The following is an 18745-nucleotide window of genomic DNA, read 5'->3' on the forward strand; positions in this document are numbered from 1 at the left end:
CCGCCCGAATCAGCGAGAGCGTTCGATGAGATTGCGAATGTCTTCAGCGCGCCAGACCGTGGTCTTACTGCCGAGTTTGATGCCTTGGGGGAATTTGCCTTCCCGGATACCCGCCCACCAGGCCGAGCGGCTGATGGGGATCAGGGACAGAATCTGCGGCAACCGAACGAAGCCGGTTTCGGGCAGAGCAGGACGGGGTTGGTACATGGCGAGCATCCGTGGTCGTTTGGGGATGCTCTGTATTGAATGCCACAAGAATTGGCATTCATAGACACGGTGCGCGCACGATGATCACGCTGCGCGCAGCGTGAAGGTTCGCAGTGAAATTACTTGGGCGGCGAGTCTTTTGGAATGCCCGCGATCCAATTCTTGATCGTGCCCGGTGCCTTGCAGACCTGCGCGCCGATGATGCGGTAGGCCTCTTCTTTGGTGCGGTAGGTGTTCGAAGCGAACAGTTCCAGGGCTTTTTGCCTTGCGGCCCGGTTGCTGGCGTGTCGAGCATCGGCCGCCCGTCTGACTGCCTGGCTTTGGGCCTTGCGCACTTCGTCGGCGGCAACGGGCTCCGGCGTGAGTCCGGCCTTCCACGCTTCCTCGATGAGCTGTTCCATTGATGGCGGTTCCGGCAACAGATCGGCCACCACCAAGGATTCCAACGATTCCATCAGCGCATCGACCGCCGGCCTGATGATGATCCCTGACGGGGTATCTGCTGTGGCCTCAATCACCACGCCCAACTTGTACAGCGCCAAGAGCCGGAGGTAATCCCGATCCGTTGCAGGTGCTGACCTCAGGCGCGGCCATTCGGCTTGATTGGCGACCTCGATGAACCAGTCCAGGTCGCGCTTCTCGTAACGGTCGATCAGTTCGCCGCCGTACTTGATTTGCGCCAATGTCACGGTATCGGTGATGGCGGCATCCATGCTGGCCAACATCTGCGCCAACTGCTCTGCGCTGAAGTGCTGCAAATCTTCTCGGGCGCAGGCAGCAATCCGCACCGCGTTCGGCAACTCCAGCAGTTGTTCGAGCGGTGTGGTCAGGGCCAGGGTGAGCAGATGTGGATTCATTGCCCATCAGTCTACCGAGGGTGGTCCAACACCGTCCACGTTCATCCATGCTGGTTCGCCATCGCTCAGTACGATCCATCGCTGCGTTCCCAGCGTGATGATCGTGCCGAGGGCATATCTGTGCTTTCGCCGGTGTAAACAATAAGCGGCGACCGTCACGACCATCACCACTGTCACACCGGGCGAACGACATCATCAAACAATCGTCACCATCAAGGGTCTCGAGACCCGCAGTACGGAGCAAGCAATGAGCGACGATCAGCACAACATCTTCACCGAGCCACCAGACGAGCTCGGGGAGTACGAGTTTCACTTTGGAACGTTCGCGGTCGGCGCGGGAGGCATGAATGAATTCCAAGTGGCCCGTGCATTTGGCAAAGCAGCCGACGGACTTTTGGCTACGGCGGCCGAGCGGCGCGAATCGTGGGAAGCCGCCTACCCGATCCTGTTTTGCTACCGGCACGCCCTTGAGTTGTATCTCAAAGCGCTCATGCCCAATCAAAGGCATGGCCACAGGCTGGGTGATTTGGCAAACTCTTTGAAGCCACATATCGAAAGCAGATATCCGGCAGATCAGGTCAGTTGGCTCCTTGATCGGATCGCAGAATTCGACCGGCTTGACCCGAAGTCCACGGTGTTTCGCTACCCTGACGGCGCGCATTCATCCTACAAGGCAGGCGCTGCGCCAGATCCGGAGACGTGGGTTGATTTCAGACGCTTGCAGCGGTCAGCTCACAAGATGTTCCAGAGCTTTGAGCGTATTCGACTGCACCTTCTGGACTCAGACCTGCACCGCAGACCAGTCCGGCCGTGATGGTTGTGACGATGGTGATGGTCAGCGTCTATTGTTATGGTCGGCGCACGCATACATGCCCCAGGCGAAAGGGGTCCTTCCTGGCGATAATCCAATACGGGGGGCGCGAGCGCAGCATTTCGCCACCGTCTGGCTAGGAAACAAGATTTGCAGGGTTTGCGGTTCGCACCCGACGGTGTGGGCCAGCGGGCCGAAAGCCCGGCCAGCGCGGGCCTATGCGGGATGGTGAGTAATGGGAAAGGTGCGAACCAGGGTGCGTACCCGGTTTGCAGGTTTGCACCCCGGCCAAACGAAAACGGCCAGGGACGAAAACTCAATGCTGGTGCGGGTTTGCGGCTGATTCGCTGCCTGGATTGCAGAAATCGGCCCACGAGCGCTTTGCGCACCGTCTGACGCATCGGACACATCTCTACGTAACTCTCTATACGCGTGCGCGTGTGCGCGCCTCAGGGGAAGTTACGACAACCTGTGTCCGATGCGTCAGAAGCGCCGGGGTATGGGCAAGGGCCTCCATAAACTGGACACCCTTGGCGACCTATCAGACCACCCGGTACACCCTTTCGCCGCTGTCGTTGTGAGCCAGCACCACGTTCAGGCCCAGCTTCTTGCGCAGCAACCCGGAAATCGCCCCGCGCACCGTGTGCGGCTGCCAGGCGGTGGCCAGCATCAGTTGGAGACTGGTCGCCCCCTGCGGGCTGCGCAATACCATCACCAGTGCGGCAAGCTTGGTGCCAGGGCGCACCGGGATGCCCTCCAGAAGTTGGAGGTCGTCGGTGGTGTCCATCGACTGGACGTCATCCAGCGGTGCGGGGCGCTGCAGACCGATGGCTGCGTAGCCCGCGTCGGTCATCACGTGGCCGTCGTCGGCAGGCTCGATCCAGCCACGCTGCAGCAACGCGGCCAGTACCTTGACCCGCGCGCCGCCGCGCAGGGTTTCGGGCGGAATCACGCGCCCATCAGCGCGGCGAGTGGCGGTACGCAGCAACAGGGCTTGGGCTGGGGAGAGTTTCGGCAGTGCCTCCATCGTGGCCTCCCTTACTTAGCCTGATCGTCGAAGATCGCCAGCAGATCATCCAGTGCCTGATCCACCCGCCCCAGGTCACCGGCGTGGCCCCAGTGGATGGCGTCCAGGTTGTGGCCGAAGTGGTTGTCGGCCAGTTGGCGCAGCCGGGCTACCTTGATGTGGATGGCTGCGGTGCGGGCGAGATAGGTGTCGATGGCAGTGGTCTTGGTGTTCATCGTGGGGCTCCTTGATTGGTGGATCACGCCACCATTCACGCGCTGAACGATCAAGAAGCCAAGAAAAAGATGATGCCCACGGCATCGAACCCTCGTCTGGTGGCCTTCAACCTGATAAATTGCAGTCTTTGCGATTCAAACCGACTTTATGCCGCCCCAACCGCTGCTGCCGGAGCCCTGCCATGACCGCTGAACCGTGGGTTTCCGTGGACCAGATTGCCGAGCATCTGGGTGTCACGCGCGATTCGATCTACCGCTGGATCGACCGCAAGGGCCTGCCTGCACACCGCGTGGGGCGGTTGTGGAAGTTCCAGGTTTCCGAGGTGGACGACTGGGTGCGCGCCGGTGGTGCGGATGAGCATGCGGCTCAGGAAGAAAAGGGCTCGTGATGACTGGGCCCATCGAATTGCTGAATGAACACGAGTCTGTTGCCCGCGCGGGTTGGCAGGCCAAAAGGAGGGAAGTTTGTCCGCCATTGATACCCTGATCGCCCAAATCAGCGATCCGCGCCTGCGCGAGCGCCTTGCTGCCGAGTGGGACAACGCGAAGAAAGAAAAGAAATTCGGTTTGGTGTTCGAAGATCACCTGCCCGAGTTGTTGCCACTGCACGGTGCCAAGCCACGCAAGGGCGATCTGGTGTGTCGCCGGGTATACGGCCAGATCGGTGCGTTGAAAGACGTGTGGCAAATCCAGTCCATCCACGCGGGTGTGGCCACCTGCGTCAAGCCCAGCAACGAGGCACACCCCAGCGAACCGACCCGCGCTGCGGCAGAGCCGGTGCAATTCCCGGTGGATGAACTGCTGGTGGTGCGTGAATTTGGCGAGCCCATCTTCCCCGCGCTGGTGCCCGTGGATGCCGTGCAAAACGGCCCGGCAGATGCCCCCTGGCACACACTGATCGAGGCCGACAACTACCACGCGCTGCAACTCTTGGATTACCTCTATGCCGGCAAGGTGGATTGCATCTACATCGACCCGCCCTACAACACCGGCGCGCGCGACTGGAAATACAACAACGACTACGTGGACGGCAACGACCAGTGGCGGCACAGCAAGTGGCTGGCCTTCATGGAAAAGCGGCTGAGGCTGGCCAAGCGCCTGCTCAAGCCAGACACCGGGGTGCTGATCGTGACGATTGACGAGAAGGAGTATTTGCACCTTGGGATGCTACTGGAGCAACTCTTTCCCGAAGCTCGCATTCAGATGATCAGCACCATGATCAACCCGGCGAATGTCGCCCGCGCGGGTGGTTTTGGCCGCAGCGATGAATACATCTTTTTTGTCATGTTTGGTAAGGCAGGGCCTGCGCGGCTCCAGTTGAGCCGTGAATGGGTATCGGCCAAGGGACGCACTCACACTGGAAGTATCCGGTGGGACTTGCTACGCCGATCGGGAATTGGTTCGTCAAGAAAAGAATCTCCGGGTTGCTTCTATCCAATATTCATTAATCCAAAAAATCTTCGGATCGCGCATGTGGGTAATCCTTTGCCCGAAGGAGTATCTCGTCCAGAGGCCATCCCCGGGCTGGTTCCCGTACTGCCAATCCGCAAGGACGGTAGTGAAGGTCGCTGGCAATGGACACCTGAGACTCTTAAGGAACGTATGGCGCAGGGCCGTGTTCGCATCGGCGGGAATGCGAGGCGAAGCTTTGTCATCTACATCCTCAAAGACGGTGAATACGCCAAAATTCAACGCGGGGAGTTCCAAGAGGCTGGACGCGCCGCAGATGGATCAATCATCGTTGAAGATAGCAATGCCAGCTTTGTGCTTGCGGTGCCCGGCAGTCAGTGGCGCATTGCAAGCCATGACGCGACGCAATATGGCTCCCGATTGCTCGGGGACATTCTTCCCGACCGAAGATTCCCGTTTCCAAAGAGCCTGTACGCAGTACGTGACACGATCCGCTTCTATCTCGAAGACAAGCCAAACGCCCTGGTCGTCGATTTCTTCGCTGGCAGCGGTACCACGTTGAATGCCGTCAACCTGCTCAACGCCACCGATGGCGGCCAGCGGCGCTGCATCCTGGTCACCAACAACGAAGTCTCCGCCGAGGAGGCCGCATCCTTGAGCGCCCGCGGCCTGCAACCCGGCGACGCGGAATGGGAAGCGCAAGGCATCTGCCGCTCGGTGACCTGGCCGCGCAGCAAGTTCACCATCCTTGGCCAGCGCGACGATGGCTCGGTGCTGACCGGCGAATATCTGACCGGCAAAACGGTGGAGCGCGAGAAAGCGCGCGGCTTCACGCAGATTGGTTTTGTCGATCCGGCGCAGCTCGACACACTGCCCAAGAAGAAGCAGGTGCTGGCACTGATCGACGGCTTGCCGCAAACGCTGGTGAAAGATCCCTGTCGGTTCATCGTTTCCGAAGACCACAAGGCCAGCGTGCTGTTTGACCCAGCAGCCGCAGAAGATTGGCTGGAGGCACTCGACGGACAAGAGCACATCACCGACTTCTATATCGTCACGCCCGTCAAGCGCGTGTTCGACCAATTGAAGGCACAGGTGGTGGAACTGCTCGGGCCGATCCTGGTGCCGGAAGAAGAAAAACGCCCGATGAGCGCGGGCTTTGCCGCCAACCTCGCCTACTTCAAGCTGGATTTTCTGGAGCGCGAACGCGTTTCGCTGCGCCGTGCCTTTCGTGAAATCTTGCCGCTGCTGTGGCTGAAGGCGGGCGCGGTGGGGCCGCGGCCTGAATTGAAACGCGGCGAGCCTGAGCCAGTGCTGTTTGCACCGGAAGGCAGCAACTTCGTGGTGTTGCTGGATGAAACCCGTATGGGCCGTTTGCTGAAGTCGCTGGAGGGGCGTGCCGGCTTGTCGCAGGTGTTCATCGTCACCGACGCGGACGAATCTTTCAAAACCATGGCGCAGGACGTGCGCGAGGTGGCGGGCAAGGCCAACCCAGGCTTGGCGATGGTGCAGTTGTACCGCGATTACCTGCTCAATTTCATGATCAACAAGAATCAGGACCGCGCTGCCGGTCACACCGATATCCAGGGAGCGCGGGCATGAAGGTCACGCTGTTCGATTTTCAGAAAGACGCGCTGGGCAAACTACGCGATGCCTTGGTGAGCGCCCGCAAGAGCGTGTCGCCGGATAACCAGCAAGTCGTGGCCTTCTCGGCCGCTACGGGCAGCGGCAAGACCATCATGATGACGGCGCTGTTCGAGGCGATTCTGGATGAGCCCGATGACCAGTTGGCCTGGCCGCTGGATTGGGCGCCGCAGCCCGATGCCGTCATCCTGTGGGTGTCGGACATGCCCGAGCTCAACGAGCAAACCAAGCTCAAGATCGAGAGCAAGTCGGACAAGGTGTACCGGGTTAATCAGCTCATCACCATTGATGCGCATTTCGACGCGCCCCGGCTGGATGGCGGGCGCATCTATTTCATCAACACGCAGAAGCTGGCCGTAAATCAACCGCTGACCAACCGTGGCGACGGACGGCAGCATTTGATCTGGGAAACGCTGACCAATACGGCACGGGCGATTCCGGATCGCTTCTATGTGGTGATCGACGAAGCGCACCGCGGCATGACCTCGGGCAAGGGAGCGCAGGCTGCGCAAACCTTGATGCAGCGCTTCTTGCTGGGGTACCCCGAGGTGGGCCTGGTCAAGATGCCGATGGTGATTGGCGTCTCGGCTACGCCCAAGCGGTTTCTGGATTTGATTGCCAATGCCGAACACACCGTGACCACGCACAAGGTGGCCGTACCGGCAGAAGAAGTGCGTAAATCCGGCCTGCTGAAAGACCGCATCCTGATTCATCACCCTGAAGCTGCCACGACAGCCGAGATGGCGCTATTGGAAGAAGCCGCCCGGCGCTGGGGACAGATGACGGCCGCCTGGGGCGCGTATTGCCATGACGAAAAAGAGCAAATCATCTGGCCGGTGCTGGTGGTGCAGGTCGAAAACGGTTCCGACCGTCAACTCACCAAGACCGATCTTGGCGCAGCGCTGACCGTAATCGAGAGCGCCATTGGCCGCCGTTTGAACGAAGGCGAGGTCGCCCATGCGATGCATGACACGGGTGACCTGGATGTGGGTGGCCGCCGGGTGCGCAAGGTGGAAGCCTCGCGCATCGATGCGGACAAGAATATCGGCGTGGTGTTTTTCAAAACCAGCCTGTCCACCGGTTGGGATTGCCCGCGCGCCGAGGTGATGATGTCGTTCCGCCGTGCGGAGGATCACACCTACATCGCCCAGTTGCTTGGCCGGATGGTGCGCACGCCACTGGCACGGCGCATCGAAAAAGATGCTGCGCTCAATGATGTGCATCTGTTTTTGCCCTACTTCGATACGGGCGCCGTGGAAAGCGTGGTGGCCTCGCTGCACAACGCGGAAGATGTGCCGCCCGCCGAAACGGGCTCCAGCCGCAATCTGGTGGTGCTCAAGCGGCGCGAAGGCTGCGAGGCCATCTTTGCGGCACTTGATGAAGTGATCACCTACCGCGTGAATGCTGCTCGAGCACAAAGCCCGCTGCGCCGGTATATGGCCATCTCACGCAGCCTGACCATCGATGAGATCGATGACGATGCCTGGGGCCAAGCCAAGCAGCAGATTGTTGAGTGGATGGGGCAGCAGGTCGCCGCGATCAAGGCGGCAGGCCAGTTCGATGCTGCGGCCAAAGCGATCACGCAGGTTGGCCTGCGGACCTTGGCTGTCAATAACGGCGCTGGCGTAGCTGAGCCGACTGCGGACTATCACATCGACGCCTCGGACGTGGACATTGATCGGCTGTTTGAAGAAGCTGGTCGCGCCTTCAGCCATGGCCTGCAGATGGAGTACTGGCGCGCCCACGCGGATCGCGATGCGCTGGAAGTCAAGGTTGAGGCCATCGTTCTGGCTCGCAACGCGGCAGAAATGGCCAAGCTGGAATCAAAGGCAGAAGCGGCCTTCGATGCGCTTTACGATCAGCACAAAAAGGCCATCTACAAACTCAAGGAGCAGCGGCGCCTCAATTACGAGAAGCTGCGGCTGGCGACGGCCAAGCCTAACGAAGTGCCATGGCATTTGCCGGCATCCATCGACTTCAAGCGACTGCCGACTGATCCCCTCTGGGAGCGCCACCTGTATGTGGAAGGCAACGGCCAGTTCCGTGCTGAGCTCGGCACTTGGGAAGCCGGGGTGTTGAAGGAAGAACTGGCCAAGCCTGAAGTGGTTGGCTGGTTGCGCAATCTGGATCGCAAGCCGTGGTCACTGGAAATTCCGTATAAAACGGGTGGTGACGTGCGTCCGATGTTTCCGGATCTGGTCGTGGTGCGCAAAGCTGGCAGTGCATTCGCCATCGACATTCTGGAACCCCATGATCCCAGCCTCAGTGACAACTTTGAGAAGGCCGTCGGGCTGGCAAAGTTTGCGGAAAAGCACGGCGGGTTATTCGGGCGCATCCAACTGATCCGCAAGCAGTCTTCGGCTGGTGGCGAGCATTTTGCGCGCCTGGAAATCAATCAGGCCGCCACGATCAAGAAGTTGCTGCTGATCACCAGCAACCCGCAGCTTGATGATCTGTTTGCTAGTGCATCCAAGTAATCCCAGGGAGTGGAAATGAGTTCAAGCAAGAAGGGCCAGATCGAAAGCGCCAAGATTGTCATCGGTGAGGTGTTCTCGCGCTTCTGGTTCCGCATCCCGGATTACCAGCGTGCCTACGTCTGGGGCAAAGACGAAATCTCGGAACTCATCGACGATGTGAATTACGCCAGTGAGCACAATCCAGAGGGGCAGTACTTTCTGGGTTCGATGGTGCTGCGCAAGGCGACTCGCACCACCGACGGGGTGAGCTTTGAAGAGTACGAACTGCTGGATGGTCAGCAGCGTCTGACCACTTTGATGCTGATGCTGGCCTGTATCCGTGACCGAGTGACGGATGACAAGCTTAAAGCCGCTTGCCGTGAAATGCTGTTCCAGGAAGAGAACAAGTGGAAGAAGATTCCCGGTCGCAATCGCATCGTCTATGACATTCGCGATAACGTTGGCACCTTCATCGAAAGTTACATCAAGACTGATGGTGGCTCTCAGAGCCCGGATTTGCTGGGCATCGCAGCCAGCAAGAACCTGTCGCTGTCGAATATGGCCGCAGGCTTGCAGACCATACATGCCAGTATTGATGACACCACCCGTTTTCCGTCTGAGGCAGACTTTGACCGCTTTGTCGGATATTTGCTGAACAACGCACTGTTCATCTATGTCTCCACCGAGGATCTGGACGACGCTTTCCGCCTGTTCACCATCCTTAACGACCGGGGCATCCCCCTGTCGAACAGCGACATCCTCAAGGCCAAAAACCTTGGCGCCATCAGCAAGGACAGTGAGCGCACCAAATGGGCCGAATACTGGGAGGAGGTCGAGGGCGAGATGGGTCGTGATGAATTCGACCGATTCCTATCCCTGGTGCGCACGATCTACGTGAAAGATAAGGCGCGCGAAGGTCTGCTCAAGGAATTCGACGAGCGCATCTACGGTGCCAAACCACCGTTGCTGGCGCTGGGCACTGACAGTTTTGAGGCTGTCAAAGCCTACAAGGACGCTTTCGACGAGGCAATCCAGTTTGATGGCCTGCCAACCAGCCTTGGCAACGCGTACCGCAACCGCATCAACGTGATGCGCCGTGGCTTGCCTGCCACCGATTGGATTCCACCGGTGCTGGCCTGGTATCGCAAATTCAAGGCTCAGAAACTGCTCGACCTGATCGAGCGCATCGATAACAAATTTTCGGCCGACTGGATTGTGCAGCTGACACCAACCCAGCGGATCAGCAACATGAACGAGGTGCTCAAGGCCATCGAGTCAGCCAGGACTCCAGACGAGGTCTTGGCCAGCAGGGTTTTCGATTTCGACTCTAAGCAGCTGATGGATCTGCTCGACGGTGCGATCTATGGGCGGCGCTTTGCCAGGTATGTGCTGTTGCGTTTGGAATATCTGCTGGCCAGTCATGCCGCACCCTTGAACTTGCCCGACGAGATCAGCGTCGAGCACATTCTGCCGCAGACACCGGGCAAAGCCAGCCAATGGCTCAAGGATTTCACCGATGCGCAGTGTGAGGTATGGCTTCACCGGCTCGGCAACCTGATGCTTCTGTCACGACGTAAGAACACGTCGCTGGGCAACCTGGACTTTGCCGATAAACGGGTGCGTTACTTCGAGGACCGAGTTGAAAGCTTGCCAAACTCCCAGCGTCTCCTGGCCTTGGGTACCTTCACTCTGGGTGATCTAGAGGTGCGGCATAAGGATTTGCTGAATCGTCTGGCCGGGTCATATGGGATCAAAGCATGACTCCGCAGCTGGTGGGCGGGAACTGGATTCTCGCTCGTATGTTGGCGACGGAGTTCTTGGCCCCGACTTTTAAACACAGCGCAACGATTCGGCCCAGGGAGTGAAGCGCGTGGCAACGAAGAAAACTCCGAAATCGACCCCCAGCTGGAGCGACGTTAAAACCAAACTGGCCGACTTCGACCGCGCTGGCCTGATGGGGCTTGTGCAAGACCTGTACGCCGCCAGTAAAGACAACCAGGCATTCCTGCACGCCCGCTTCGGACTCGGCGAAGATGTGCTCAAGCCCTACAAGGCCGCCATCGACCGCTGGCTCTGGCCCGACGTGTTCAAGAACCAGGACACCTCGGTAGCCAAGGCGAAAAAGGCTATTTCGGATTACAAGAAAGCTGTCGGGCAACCCGACGGACTTGCGGAACTGATGGTGTTTTACTGTGAGCGTGCAGCCGGATTCAGCAACGACATCGTCATGCAGGACGAGGGGTACTTCGACGCACTGGTGCGAATGTTCGAACAGGCCTTGAAGGCGATTGCCGCATTACCCGATGCGGCGCGATCCACGCTCTGGGGACGTCTGTGCGTGGTTCGAAACATCAGCCACAACTTTGGTTACGGCGTAGGCGACGATATGGATGAGTTGCTTTCCGAGTACGGGGTCGATGACTGAGCGGACCGATATCTCAACTTTGCAGGCCGAAAACGCCCGCCTGATCGCACTTCTTGAATCCCACGGCATTGAGTGGCGTGCGCCGCAATCAGCTATCGTCGTGGCGAGGGAGCCGGAACCGTCCCGGCTTTCCACTGCCGAAAAGGTGGCGCTGTTCCGCCGTCTGTTTCGAGGCCGCACCGATGTCTATCCAGTTCGCTGGGAAGGCAAGACCTCAGGCAAGTCGGGCTACGCACCGGCCTGTGCCAACGAATGGCGCGCCGGGGTCTGCGAAAAGCCGCGCATCAAATGCGGCGATTGCAGCAACCGCCTGCTGATCCCAATGTCCGACGCAGTGATCTACGATCATCTTGCAGGCAAGCACGTGGTCGGTGTCTATCCGCTGTTGGAAGATGACACTTGTTACTTCCTCGCTGCGGACTTTGACGAGGCCGACTGGCGTGACGACGCACGAGCCTTCATGCAATCCTGTGAGGAACTGGGTGTTCCAGCGGCGCTGGAAATCTCTCGGTCTGGGAATGGTGCCCACGCGTGGATTTTCTTCGCCAGCCGTGTTTCTGCACGTGACGCCCGGCGCCTTGGCACCGCCATCATCAGCTATACATGCTCGCGCACCCGGCAACTGAAGCTGGAATCCTACGACCGGCTGTTCCCGAACCAAAACATGATGCCCAAAGGCGGCTTTGGCAACCTGATCGCTTTGCCGCTGCAAAAGTTGCCTCGCGAGAGCGGCTGCAGCGTGTTTGTCGACGCTGACCTGCAACCTTATCCAGATCAGTGGGGATTCCTGGCGTCTATCCAGCCCATGCCGGTCCACGACATCGAGCCGACCATAGTGCGTGCCACGGGTGGCGTCCATCCACTCGACGTCACCTTCATCGATGATGAGGACCTGGCCACACCCTGGAAGCGGCAGAGCACGGCGACCAATAAGCTGGCTGGGCAGATGCCCAAGTCGCTGACCGTGACGCTGGCCAATCTGGTTTATTTTGAGAAGGCCCAACTGCCGCAGGCACTGGCCAACCGCCTGATCCGTCTGGCAGCCTTCCAGAACCCGGAGTTCTACAAAGCCCAGGCCATGCGCATGTCGGTCTGGGACAAGCCCCGTGTCATCGGCAATGCGGAGAACTACCCGCAGCACATCGCCTTACCTCGCGGCTGCCTCGAAGCGGCGCTGGATCTGCTGCGGGAAAACAGTATCGACTGTGACCTGCGCGATGAGCGCTTCGGCGGGGAACCCATCGACATCTCTTTCGTCGGCACTTTGCGTCTGGACCAGGAGGCTGCAGTTGCTGGAATGCTGCATCAGGACACCGGCGTGCTGTGCGCTCCAACGGCCTTTGGCAAAACGGTCACTGCCGCCGCAATCATCGCTCGCCGTGGTGTAAACACACTGGTGCTGGTGCATCGAACGGAACTGCTCAAGCAATGGCAGGAACGTCTGCAGGCTTTTCTGGGTGTTGGAAAGGGCGTAGTCGGCACCATCGGAGGTGGCAAAGCCAAACCTACGGGAAAGATCGACATTGCCGTGATGCAGTCCGTCTCACGACAGGGCGAAGTGAACCCATTGGTAGAAAACTACGGTCAGGTGATTGTGGACGAGTGCCACCACGTTGGCGCCGTATCGTTCGATGCAATCCTGAAGCGGACCAAGGCCAAGTATGTGCTGGGCCTGACGGCGACGCCCATCCGCCGGGATGGTCAGCAGCCCATCATCTTCATGCAGTGCGGGCCGATCCGATACACGGCGGCCAGCCCCGCTGGCGCGCCACACGACCTGGAAGTGCTGCCTCGCTCACGCTTTACGCGTATCGATCTGCCCACCGATGCAGGTATTCAGGACGTGTTTCGGCATCTCGCCAATGACCAGGCAAGAACGGAGTCCATCGCCTCCGAGGTTCGTGATGCAGTCGGTCAGGGACGCAAGGTGCTGGTTCTGACCGAGCGCACGGAACACCTCGATGCCATCAAGACCGAGCTCGACGGCCTGCTACCGGTACCGTTCGTCTTGCACGGTCGAATGTCGAAGAAGCAGCGGTCGGCGCTGGTGGCAGACCTTGATGCGCTATCGCCCGATGCGCCGCGCGTTTTACTTTCGACTGGGAAGCTGGTTGGCGAGGGCTTCGATCACCCGCCGTTGGACACCCTGGTCCTGGCCATGCCGGTTTCCTGGAAAGGCACCCTCCAGCAGTACGCCGGGCGCCTGCACCGTGAGCACGCCTCCAAGGTCGACGTGCGGATTATTGACTTCGTGGACACCGGTCACCCGGCGCTTCTGAGGATGTGGGACAAGCGGCAGGCCGGTTACAAGGCGATGGGATACCGATTGGGTCGTGACATGGCTGTGACTGAATGACGGCTGCAAATTTCCTCTCAAACCCGCAGCAACCCGCGCCAGTGCTCATAAGCTCGGGAGGCCAGTCAGCAGGTGGTCAACCGTCCGCCACCAATATTCAAACCCCAACCACTCTCGGTTGGGGTTTTTTCTTATGTGCTCCCGCCAGACCCCGCGAACATGCGCGGAACGCTGAGTAGGTTTGCGGACTTCGACAGTCCGGCTGCCAGCTGTTGATTTCCACGCAAAGCTGACCCACCATTTCCATCGAATCTTGACCCACCCTGGTTCGTGAGCTTCACGCTCACGTTGTGGATAAGTTCTTGGTCGCCTTCTCCTTCTTGGTGGTCTGTGGTGGTTGCTGTGCGGAGCTGTTCTTGAACCTGTAGCTGTCGTTGCCGGTTTCCAGAATATGGCAGTGATGCGTGAGTCGGTCCAGCAGCGCCGTGGTCATCTTGGCATCTCCGAACACATTGGCCCACTCGCTAAAGCTCAGGTTGGTGGTGATCACGACGCTCGTGCGCTCGTACAGCTTGGACAGCAGGTGGAACAGCAACGCTCCTCCTGACGTACTGAACGGCAGGTAGCCCAGCTCATCCAGGATCACCAGGTCAGCGTAGGCCAGGCGGTGCGCGATCTGCCCCGGCTTGCCCTGGGCCTTCTCCTCTTCCAGTGCATTGACCAGCTCCACCGTGGAGAAGAACCGCACCCTGCGGTGATGGTGCTCAATGGCCTGCACTCCCAAGGCTGTGGCGATGTGGGTCTTACCTGTACCTGGCCCTCCGACCAACACCACGTTGTTGGCATCTTCCAAGAACTCGCACCGGTGCAACTGGCGCACCAGGGCTTCGTTGACTTCACTGTGGTTGAAGTCAAAGCCAGCCAGATCTCGATACGCGGGGAACCTGGCCACCTTGAGCTGGTAGGCCACAGAGCGCACTTCGCGCTCGGCGGTCTCGGCCTTTGAGCAGTTGGGACAGGATGGGCTGCGCTGCGTCGAAGGCCGGTGCACCTTGCTCAGCCAGTTCCGCAACCGCCTGAGCCATGCCGTGCATCTTGAGCTCGCGCAGCATGATCACGATGGAAGCGATGGCAGGGTCATGACGCATAGCGTGCCTCCCTCAATTGGTCGTAGCGAAGCACATTGGCTTGGGGTTCCACCTCCAGCTTGAGGGCCTGCGGCGATGTGACCGGTGCTGGAGCGGGCTTGCCGTTCAGCAGGCGGTGCAGCACGTTCAGGATGTGCGTCTTGCTGGCAGCCCCTGACTCCAGTGCCAACTCCACTGCAGCGAGCACAGCCTGTTCGTCGTGGTGCAGCACCAGTGCCAGTACCTCCACCATCTCCCGGTCGCCACCGGTTTGCTTGAGCAAGGTGGCCTGCAGGCGCTTGAAGGCCGGCGGCAACTCCAGGAAGGGAGCTCCATTGCGCAGGGCCCCGGGCTTGCGCTGCAGCACCGCCAAGTAGTGGCGCCAGTCGTACACAGTCTGACCCGCACCATGGTGGTTACGATCGATCAGGCGCTGGTGCTCGCACACGATCTGGCCCTCGGCGGCGACCACCAGGCGGTCCGCGTAGACCCGCAGGCTCACCGGCCGATTGGCATACGGTGCCGGCACGCTGTAGCGATTGCGCTCGAAGTGGACCAAGCAGGTGGGTGAGACGCGCTTGGTGTGCTCCACAAAGCCATCGAAGGGCCGGGGCATCGGCATCAAGGTTGCCTTCTCTTGAGCCCAGACATCCGCGACGGTGCCCGGCAGCTTGCCGTGCTCGATCTCGTGCCACAGCGCCACGCAGCGCTCCTCAAGCCAGGCATTGAGATCGGGCAGGCTTGGGAATGGCGGCACCACCTGCCACAGGCGATGGCGGGCATCGCGCACGTTCTTCTCCACCTGGCCCTTCTCCCAGCCCGATGCGGGATTGCAGAACTCGGCCTCGAACAGGAAGTGGCTGACCATGGCCGCAAAGCGCGCATTGACGTCGCGCTCCTTGCCACGGCGCACCCGGTCTACAGCGGTGCGCATGTTGTCGTAGATGCCACGGCGGGGCACGCCACCCAGGACTACGAATGCATGGTTGTGGGCATCGAACAGCATCTCGTGCGTCTGCAGGGGGTAGGCGCGCAGGTAGAACGCTCGGCTGTGGCTGAGCTTGAAGTGGGCTACCTGCAGCTTGGTGCGCACGCCAGCGAGGACAGCCCAGTCCTCGCTCCAGTCGAATTGGAACGCCTCGCCGGGGCCGAAGGCCAACGGCACAAAGGTGCCGCGGCCGGTGGTCTGCTGGGCCACCAGGCGTTGTTCTTGCCAGAGGCGGACAAAGGCCGCGACCCGGTTGTAGGAGCCGGTATAGCCCAGCGCCTGCAGATCGGCGTACATCTGCTTGACGGTACGCCGCTGCTTGCGGGATCGGCCAGCTTCCGTCTTGAGCCAGCCCGAGAGCTTCAAGGCAAAAGGATCGAGCTTGGATGAACTCCGATCTGGCCGCGGCCGAGGGCGTGGGCGACGAGGTGGCCGCCGTGGGGCGGTACATCGTGAACAACCCGGTACTGTCCGCGGCGCAGGCGGCCGGCTCCTTCGTGGGGCCCGGCCTGGCCGTGAAGGGCGCGACGACGGCCGCGCGCGCCGGGCGTGCTGGTGGCGTTGCCGCGGGTGCTGCGATGGCGGGCGGTGACGCGGCAGGCACGGCGCATGATCTAGCGACGCAGGCCGGCGCCACAGACGAGCAGGCGGTGGCCGCGGGCCGGCAGGCGAGCGTGATCCCGGCCATCGTGGGCGGCGTGGGCGGCGCCTTCGGTGCCGAGAAGCTTCTGGCCGGCGCCAAGGGTTTTGCCGGCGGCACTGCTGCGCGCGCGCTCAAGACTGGCGCGTCCGAGGCGCTGCAGGAGGGCATCGAGGAGGGCGTGACCCAGTACGAGGGCCAGCGCGCGGCGCTGCCCTATGACCCGAACATCGACCCGAGCAAGGGTGTTGCTGGCGCGGCGGCGATGGGAGCAGCGCTGGGTGGTATCACCGGCGCGGGCATGGGGGTCTTTGATGGCATCCAGGAGGCGCGACACCAGCAGGCCAGCGACCCGCTCTCCCGCCGGTTTGGAGGCCAAGCTGAACCAGCACCACGGCGAGCAAGACCGCGAGGGCGCGATTCAAGGACTGGAGTCCCGCGGCAACCATGGGCTCGCCAAAGCCATGAGGGAGGCGACGTCCCCCACATCGTGACCCGCAACTCCTTGGCCGGCCGGCTTGCGGCCATGCGCGGAGCGGGGTGGCGGGCCTCAGTGCGTTGCGTGCCAGGTGATGCGCTGGCCAGCAAACGATCCAGGCCCTGACCTAGTGTAGTGTTTGATTCTTAATGAAACTTAATTGAGCAACCACGCTCCAATGCTCTACTACGGTTTGCATTGGAGTGAAAAATTGCGAGTTGCCCCGACGATTGTGTTGACGGATGAAGAGGAAAGCGAGCTGAGCCGGCTGGCGCGCTCCAAGCGCACCAGCGTCAGATTGGCCCAGCGCGCCCAGATCGTGCTGCTGGCCGCGCAGGGGCTGCAAAACAAGGATATTGCCGAGCAGCTTGGCATTGGGCGCGTGCAGGTGGCGCGCTGGCGTGAACGCTACCTGCAATTGGGGCTGCAAGGTATCGAGCGCGACTTGCCGCGCGGCGCACCGCCGGTGAAGGTGGATGTGGCCAAGCTTGTGAAGCTAACCACACAGACCAAGCCCGAGGCGGCCACGCACTGGAGCACGCGCACGATGGCCGCTGAGTTGGGCGTCAGCGCCAGCACCGTGATGCGCCATTGGCAGGCCCACGGTCTCAAGCCTCACATCGTGCGCGGCTTCAAGGTCTCGCGCGATCCGCAGTTCGTGCAAAAGCTCGAAGACATCGTGGGGCTTTACATGTCGCCGCCCGAGCATGCGCTGGTGCTGTGCTGCGACGAAAAGAGCCAGGTGCAGGCGCTGGACCGAACGCAGCCCGGGCTGCCGCTCAAGAAGGGGCGCGCGGCCACCATGACGCACGACTACAAGCGCAACGGCACAACCACCTTGTTCGCTGCGCTCAACGTGCTCAACGGTCAGGTCATCGGCCAGTGCCAGCAGCGCCACACCCACATCGAGTGGCTGAAGTTCCTGCGTCAAATCAATCGGGAGACGCCCAAGGACAAGACGCTGCATCTGATCGCCGACAACTACGCCACGCACAAGCATCCAGCTGTGCAGGAGTGGCTGGCCAAGCACCCCAGATTCAACATGCACTTCACGCCGACCTCGGCATCGTGGCTGAACATGGTCGAGCGCTTCTTTCGCGACATCTCCGAGAACCGGCTACGCCGCGGGGTGTTCACCAGCGTGCCCGAACTCGTCTCGGCCATCGATGAGTACATCGCGCATCACAACACCAACCCCAAGCCGTTCATCTGGACCAAGAACGCTCGCGACATCCTGCAAAAGGTCATCCGCGCCAATAGCCGATTAAGTTCCAAACAGAATGCAACACTACACTAGCAGGGTGGGCACTGGTGGTAAGCCCGGCCATGGTGGCTGCGGTGCAATCCGTCAGCGGACCTGCCGGGGCGGTAATGCCCGGCAGTGTGGTGGCGGATCGCCTCCTGCGCGCCTCGGTGAAAGCCGCGCGCCGCATCGCGTGCCGTCGCGTTGGCGCAGAGCGTGCAATGGCGACGCCGGAGCCGGTCGGCACGGATGCCTTATTCCGCGAGCGGGCCCATGAAGGATCCCGAGGGTTGCCGCATCTCGCCCGCGGGCATGGCACCATGCGGTTTTCTATGTGGGAGTGAATCCATGAAATTCTGGCGGGCGGGTGCGTTTGGAGCGTTGGTGTTGGCGGGCTGTGCCAGCCAGCAAACGCTGGTGCCGCAGATTCAGCAAGGCGAATCTGAAGGGAAAAAGACCGTGACGGTGGCGCCCGCGAGTGCCGCGTGCTCCCGGCCCCAGTGCCCCGTGCTGGCGGCGGCGTGGAGCGCGGCGAAGCCGGCGCAGGCGGTGCTCACCGTGGGCCTGCCCCATCAGGCGGCGGAGGTCACGGGCGCGGACTTCCATTTGGGGGGCGGGCAGGCGGTGCGCGTGCGGTCGCGTTCGCGCGCCGAGGCCGCTGCGCTGGGCTACCCCGCCACGGCGTTCGATGTGCCCTTGCGGCTGGTGGACCAGATCGCCTATACGCCGCGTAGCTGGGTGCGGGTTCACACCGCCGATGGGCGCAGCGTGGATGAGACGCTCAACAGCGGTGAGGAGCGCAGCAAGGCCGTCGAGGCGATGAGCTACTTTGTCACTGCCGTGGAGTCCGCCAGCGGCCAGGTGGCCAACCCCGACAGCTCTCGCGGCGGCTTGATGGACCGCCTGGGCGGCGGCAAATAGGGC

General features: G+C 61.0%; 14 protein-coding genes and 2 pseudogenes. 10 read left to right on the forward strand and 6 right to left on the reverse strand.

The genetic code is table 11. The features are described from left to right. Positions 1–9: 9 nt before the first annotated feature. Together HND92_RS07800 and HND92_RS07805 are read right to left on the reverse strand one after the other, a co-directional pair. Positions 10–207 (reverse strand): AlpA family transcriptional regulator, encoded by a 198-nt coding sequence (locus HND92_RS07800; protein ID WP_111868017.1) that lies wholly within the window; start codon positions 205–207, stop codon positions 10–12. 119 nt (positions 208–326) lie between these two features. Next, complete coding sequence (locus tag HND92_RS07805) at positions 327–1064, reverse strand: hypothetical protein (RefSeq protein WP_172206665.1); 738 nt, start codon at positions 1062–1064, stop codon at positions 327–329. A 247-nt stretch (positions 1065–1311) separates the two neighbouring features. Here HND92_RS07805 and HND92_RS07810 point away from each other — a divergent pair, with 247 nt between their 5' ends. Next, entirely contained in the window at positions 1312–1878 is a 567-nt protein-coding gene (locus HND92_RS07810) for a hypothetical protein (protein WP_172206666.1), read from the forward strand. Between the two features lie 538 nt (positions 1879–2416). Here the strand turns inward: HND92_RS07810 and HND92_RS07815 are convergent. Next, a complete protein-coding gene (locus tag HND92_RS07815) occupies positions 2417–2902 on the reverse strand; it encodes a DUF3489 domain-containing protein (RefSeq protein ID WP_172206667.1) in 486 nt (161 codons plus the stop codon). 11 nt (positions 2903–2913) lie between these two features. Continuing rightward, positions 2914–3117, reverse strand: a complete 204-nt coding sequence (locus HND92_RS07820) for a hypothetical protein (protein WP_151123374.1) — start codon at positions 3115–3117, stop codon at positions 2914–2916. A gap of 182 nt (positions 3118–3299) precedes the next feature. Between HND92_RS07820 and HND92_RS07825 the strand changes: the two genes are divergently transcribed. The 6 genes from HND92_RS07825 to HND92_RS07850 all read left to right on the forward strand — a co-directional run bounded on the left by HND92_RS07825 (position 3300) and on the right by HND92_RS07850 (position 13405). Next, complete coding sequence (locus HND92_RS07825; RefSeq protein ID WP_009517698.1) at positions 3300–3506, forward strand: helix-turn-helix domain-containing protein; 207 nt, start codon at positions 3300–3302, stop codon at positions 3504–3506. Between the two features lie 76 nt (positions 3507–3582). Beyond that, on the forward strand, positions 3583–6126 hold the full coding sequence (locus tag HND92_RS07830) for a site-specific DNA-methyltransferase (protein WP_172206668.1): 2544 nt from the start codon (positions 3583–3585) through the stop codon (positions 6124–6126). Further along, positions 6123–8645, forward strand: coding sequence for a DEAD/DEAH box helicase (locus tag HND92_RS07835; protein WP_172206669.1), 2523 nt, complete (start codon positions 6123–6125; stop codon positions 8643–8645). The genes HND92_RS07830 and HND92_RS07835 overlap by 4 nt, the downstream gene beginning before the upstream one ends. A 15-nt stretch (positions 8646–8660) precedes the next feature. Next, a complete protein-coding gene (locus HND92_RS07840) occupies positions 8661–10385 on the forward strand; it encodes a DUF262 domain-containing protein (RefSeq protein WP_135149794.1) in 1725 nt (574 codons plus the stop codon). Between the two features lie 109 nt (positions 10386–10494). After that, a complete protein-coding gene (locus HND92_RS07845; protein ID WP_135149795.1) occupies positions 10495–11049 on the forward strand; it encodes a hypothetical protein in 555 nt (184 codons plus the stop codon). Then, positions 11042–13405: a DEAD/DEAH box helicase family protein gene (locus tag HND92_RS07850; protein WP_135149796.1), complete on the forward strand. Its 2364-nt coding sequence runs from the start codon at positions 11042–11044 to the stop codon at positions 13403–13405. Before HND92_RS07845 ends, HND92_RS07850 begins: the two co-directional genes overlap by 8 nt. Before the next feature lie 283 nt (positions 13406–13688). Here the strand turns inward: HND92_RS07850 and istB are convergent. Beyond that, a pseudogene (gene istB, locus HND92_RS07855) lies at positions 13689–14493 on the reverse strand (IS21-like element ISThsp10 family helper ATPase IstB). Further along, a pseudogene (gene istA, locus HND92_RS07860) lies at positions 14483–15853 on the reverse strand (IS21 family transposase); the annotation flags it as partial. The pseudogenes istA and istB, both read right to left, overlap by 11 nt. On the opposite strand from istA, the gene HND92_RS07865 reads away from it, so the two are divergent. The 3 genes from HND92_RS07865 to HND92_RS07875 all read left to right on the forward strand — a co-directional run bounded on the left by HND92_RS07865 (position 15847) and on the right by HND92_RS07875 (position 18742). Then, on the forward strand, positions 15847–16704 hold the full coding sequence (locus HND92_RS07865) for a hypothetical protein (RefSeq protein WP_172206670.1): 858 nt from the start codon (positions 15847–15849) through the stop codon (positions 16702–16704). The pseudogene istA and the gene HND92_RS07865 overlap by 7 nt on opposite strands. 52 nt (positions 16705–16756) lie before the next feature. Further along, positions 16757–17875, forward strand: a complete 1119-nt coding sequence (locus tag HND92_RS07870) for an IS630 family transposase (protein WP_231403305.1) — start codon at positions 16757–16759, stop codon at positions 17873–17875. A gap of 294 nt (positions 17876–18169) precedes the next feature. Next, positions 18170–18742 carry a hypothetical protein gene (locus HND92_RS07875; RefSeq protein WP_015913012.1) on the forward strand — a complete coding sequence of 191 codons (573 nt, stop codon included), beginning with the start codon at positions 18170–18172 and terminating at the stop codon, positions 18740–18742. Positions 18743–18745: the final 3 nt, after the last annotated feature.

The sequence above is a fragment of the Diaphorobacter sp. JS3050 genome (genome assembly GCF_013154915.1).
Classification (GTDB): Bacteria; Pseudomonadota; Gammaproteobacteria; order Burkholderiales; family Burkholderiaceae_C; genus Diaphorobacter; species Diaphorobacter nitroreducens.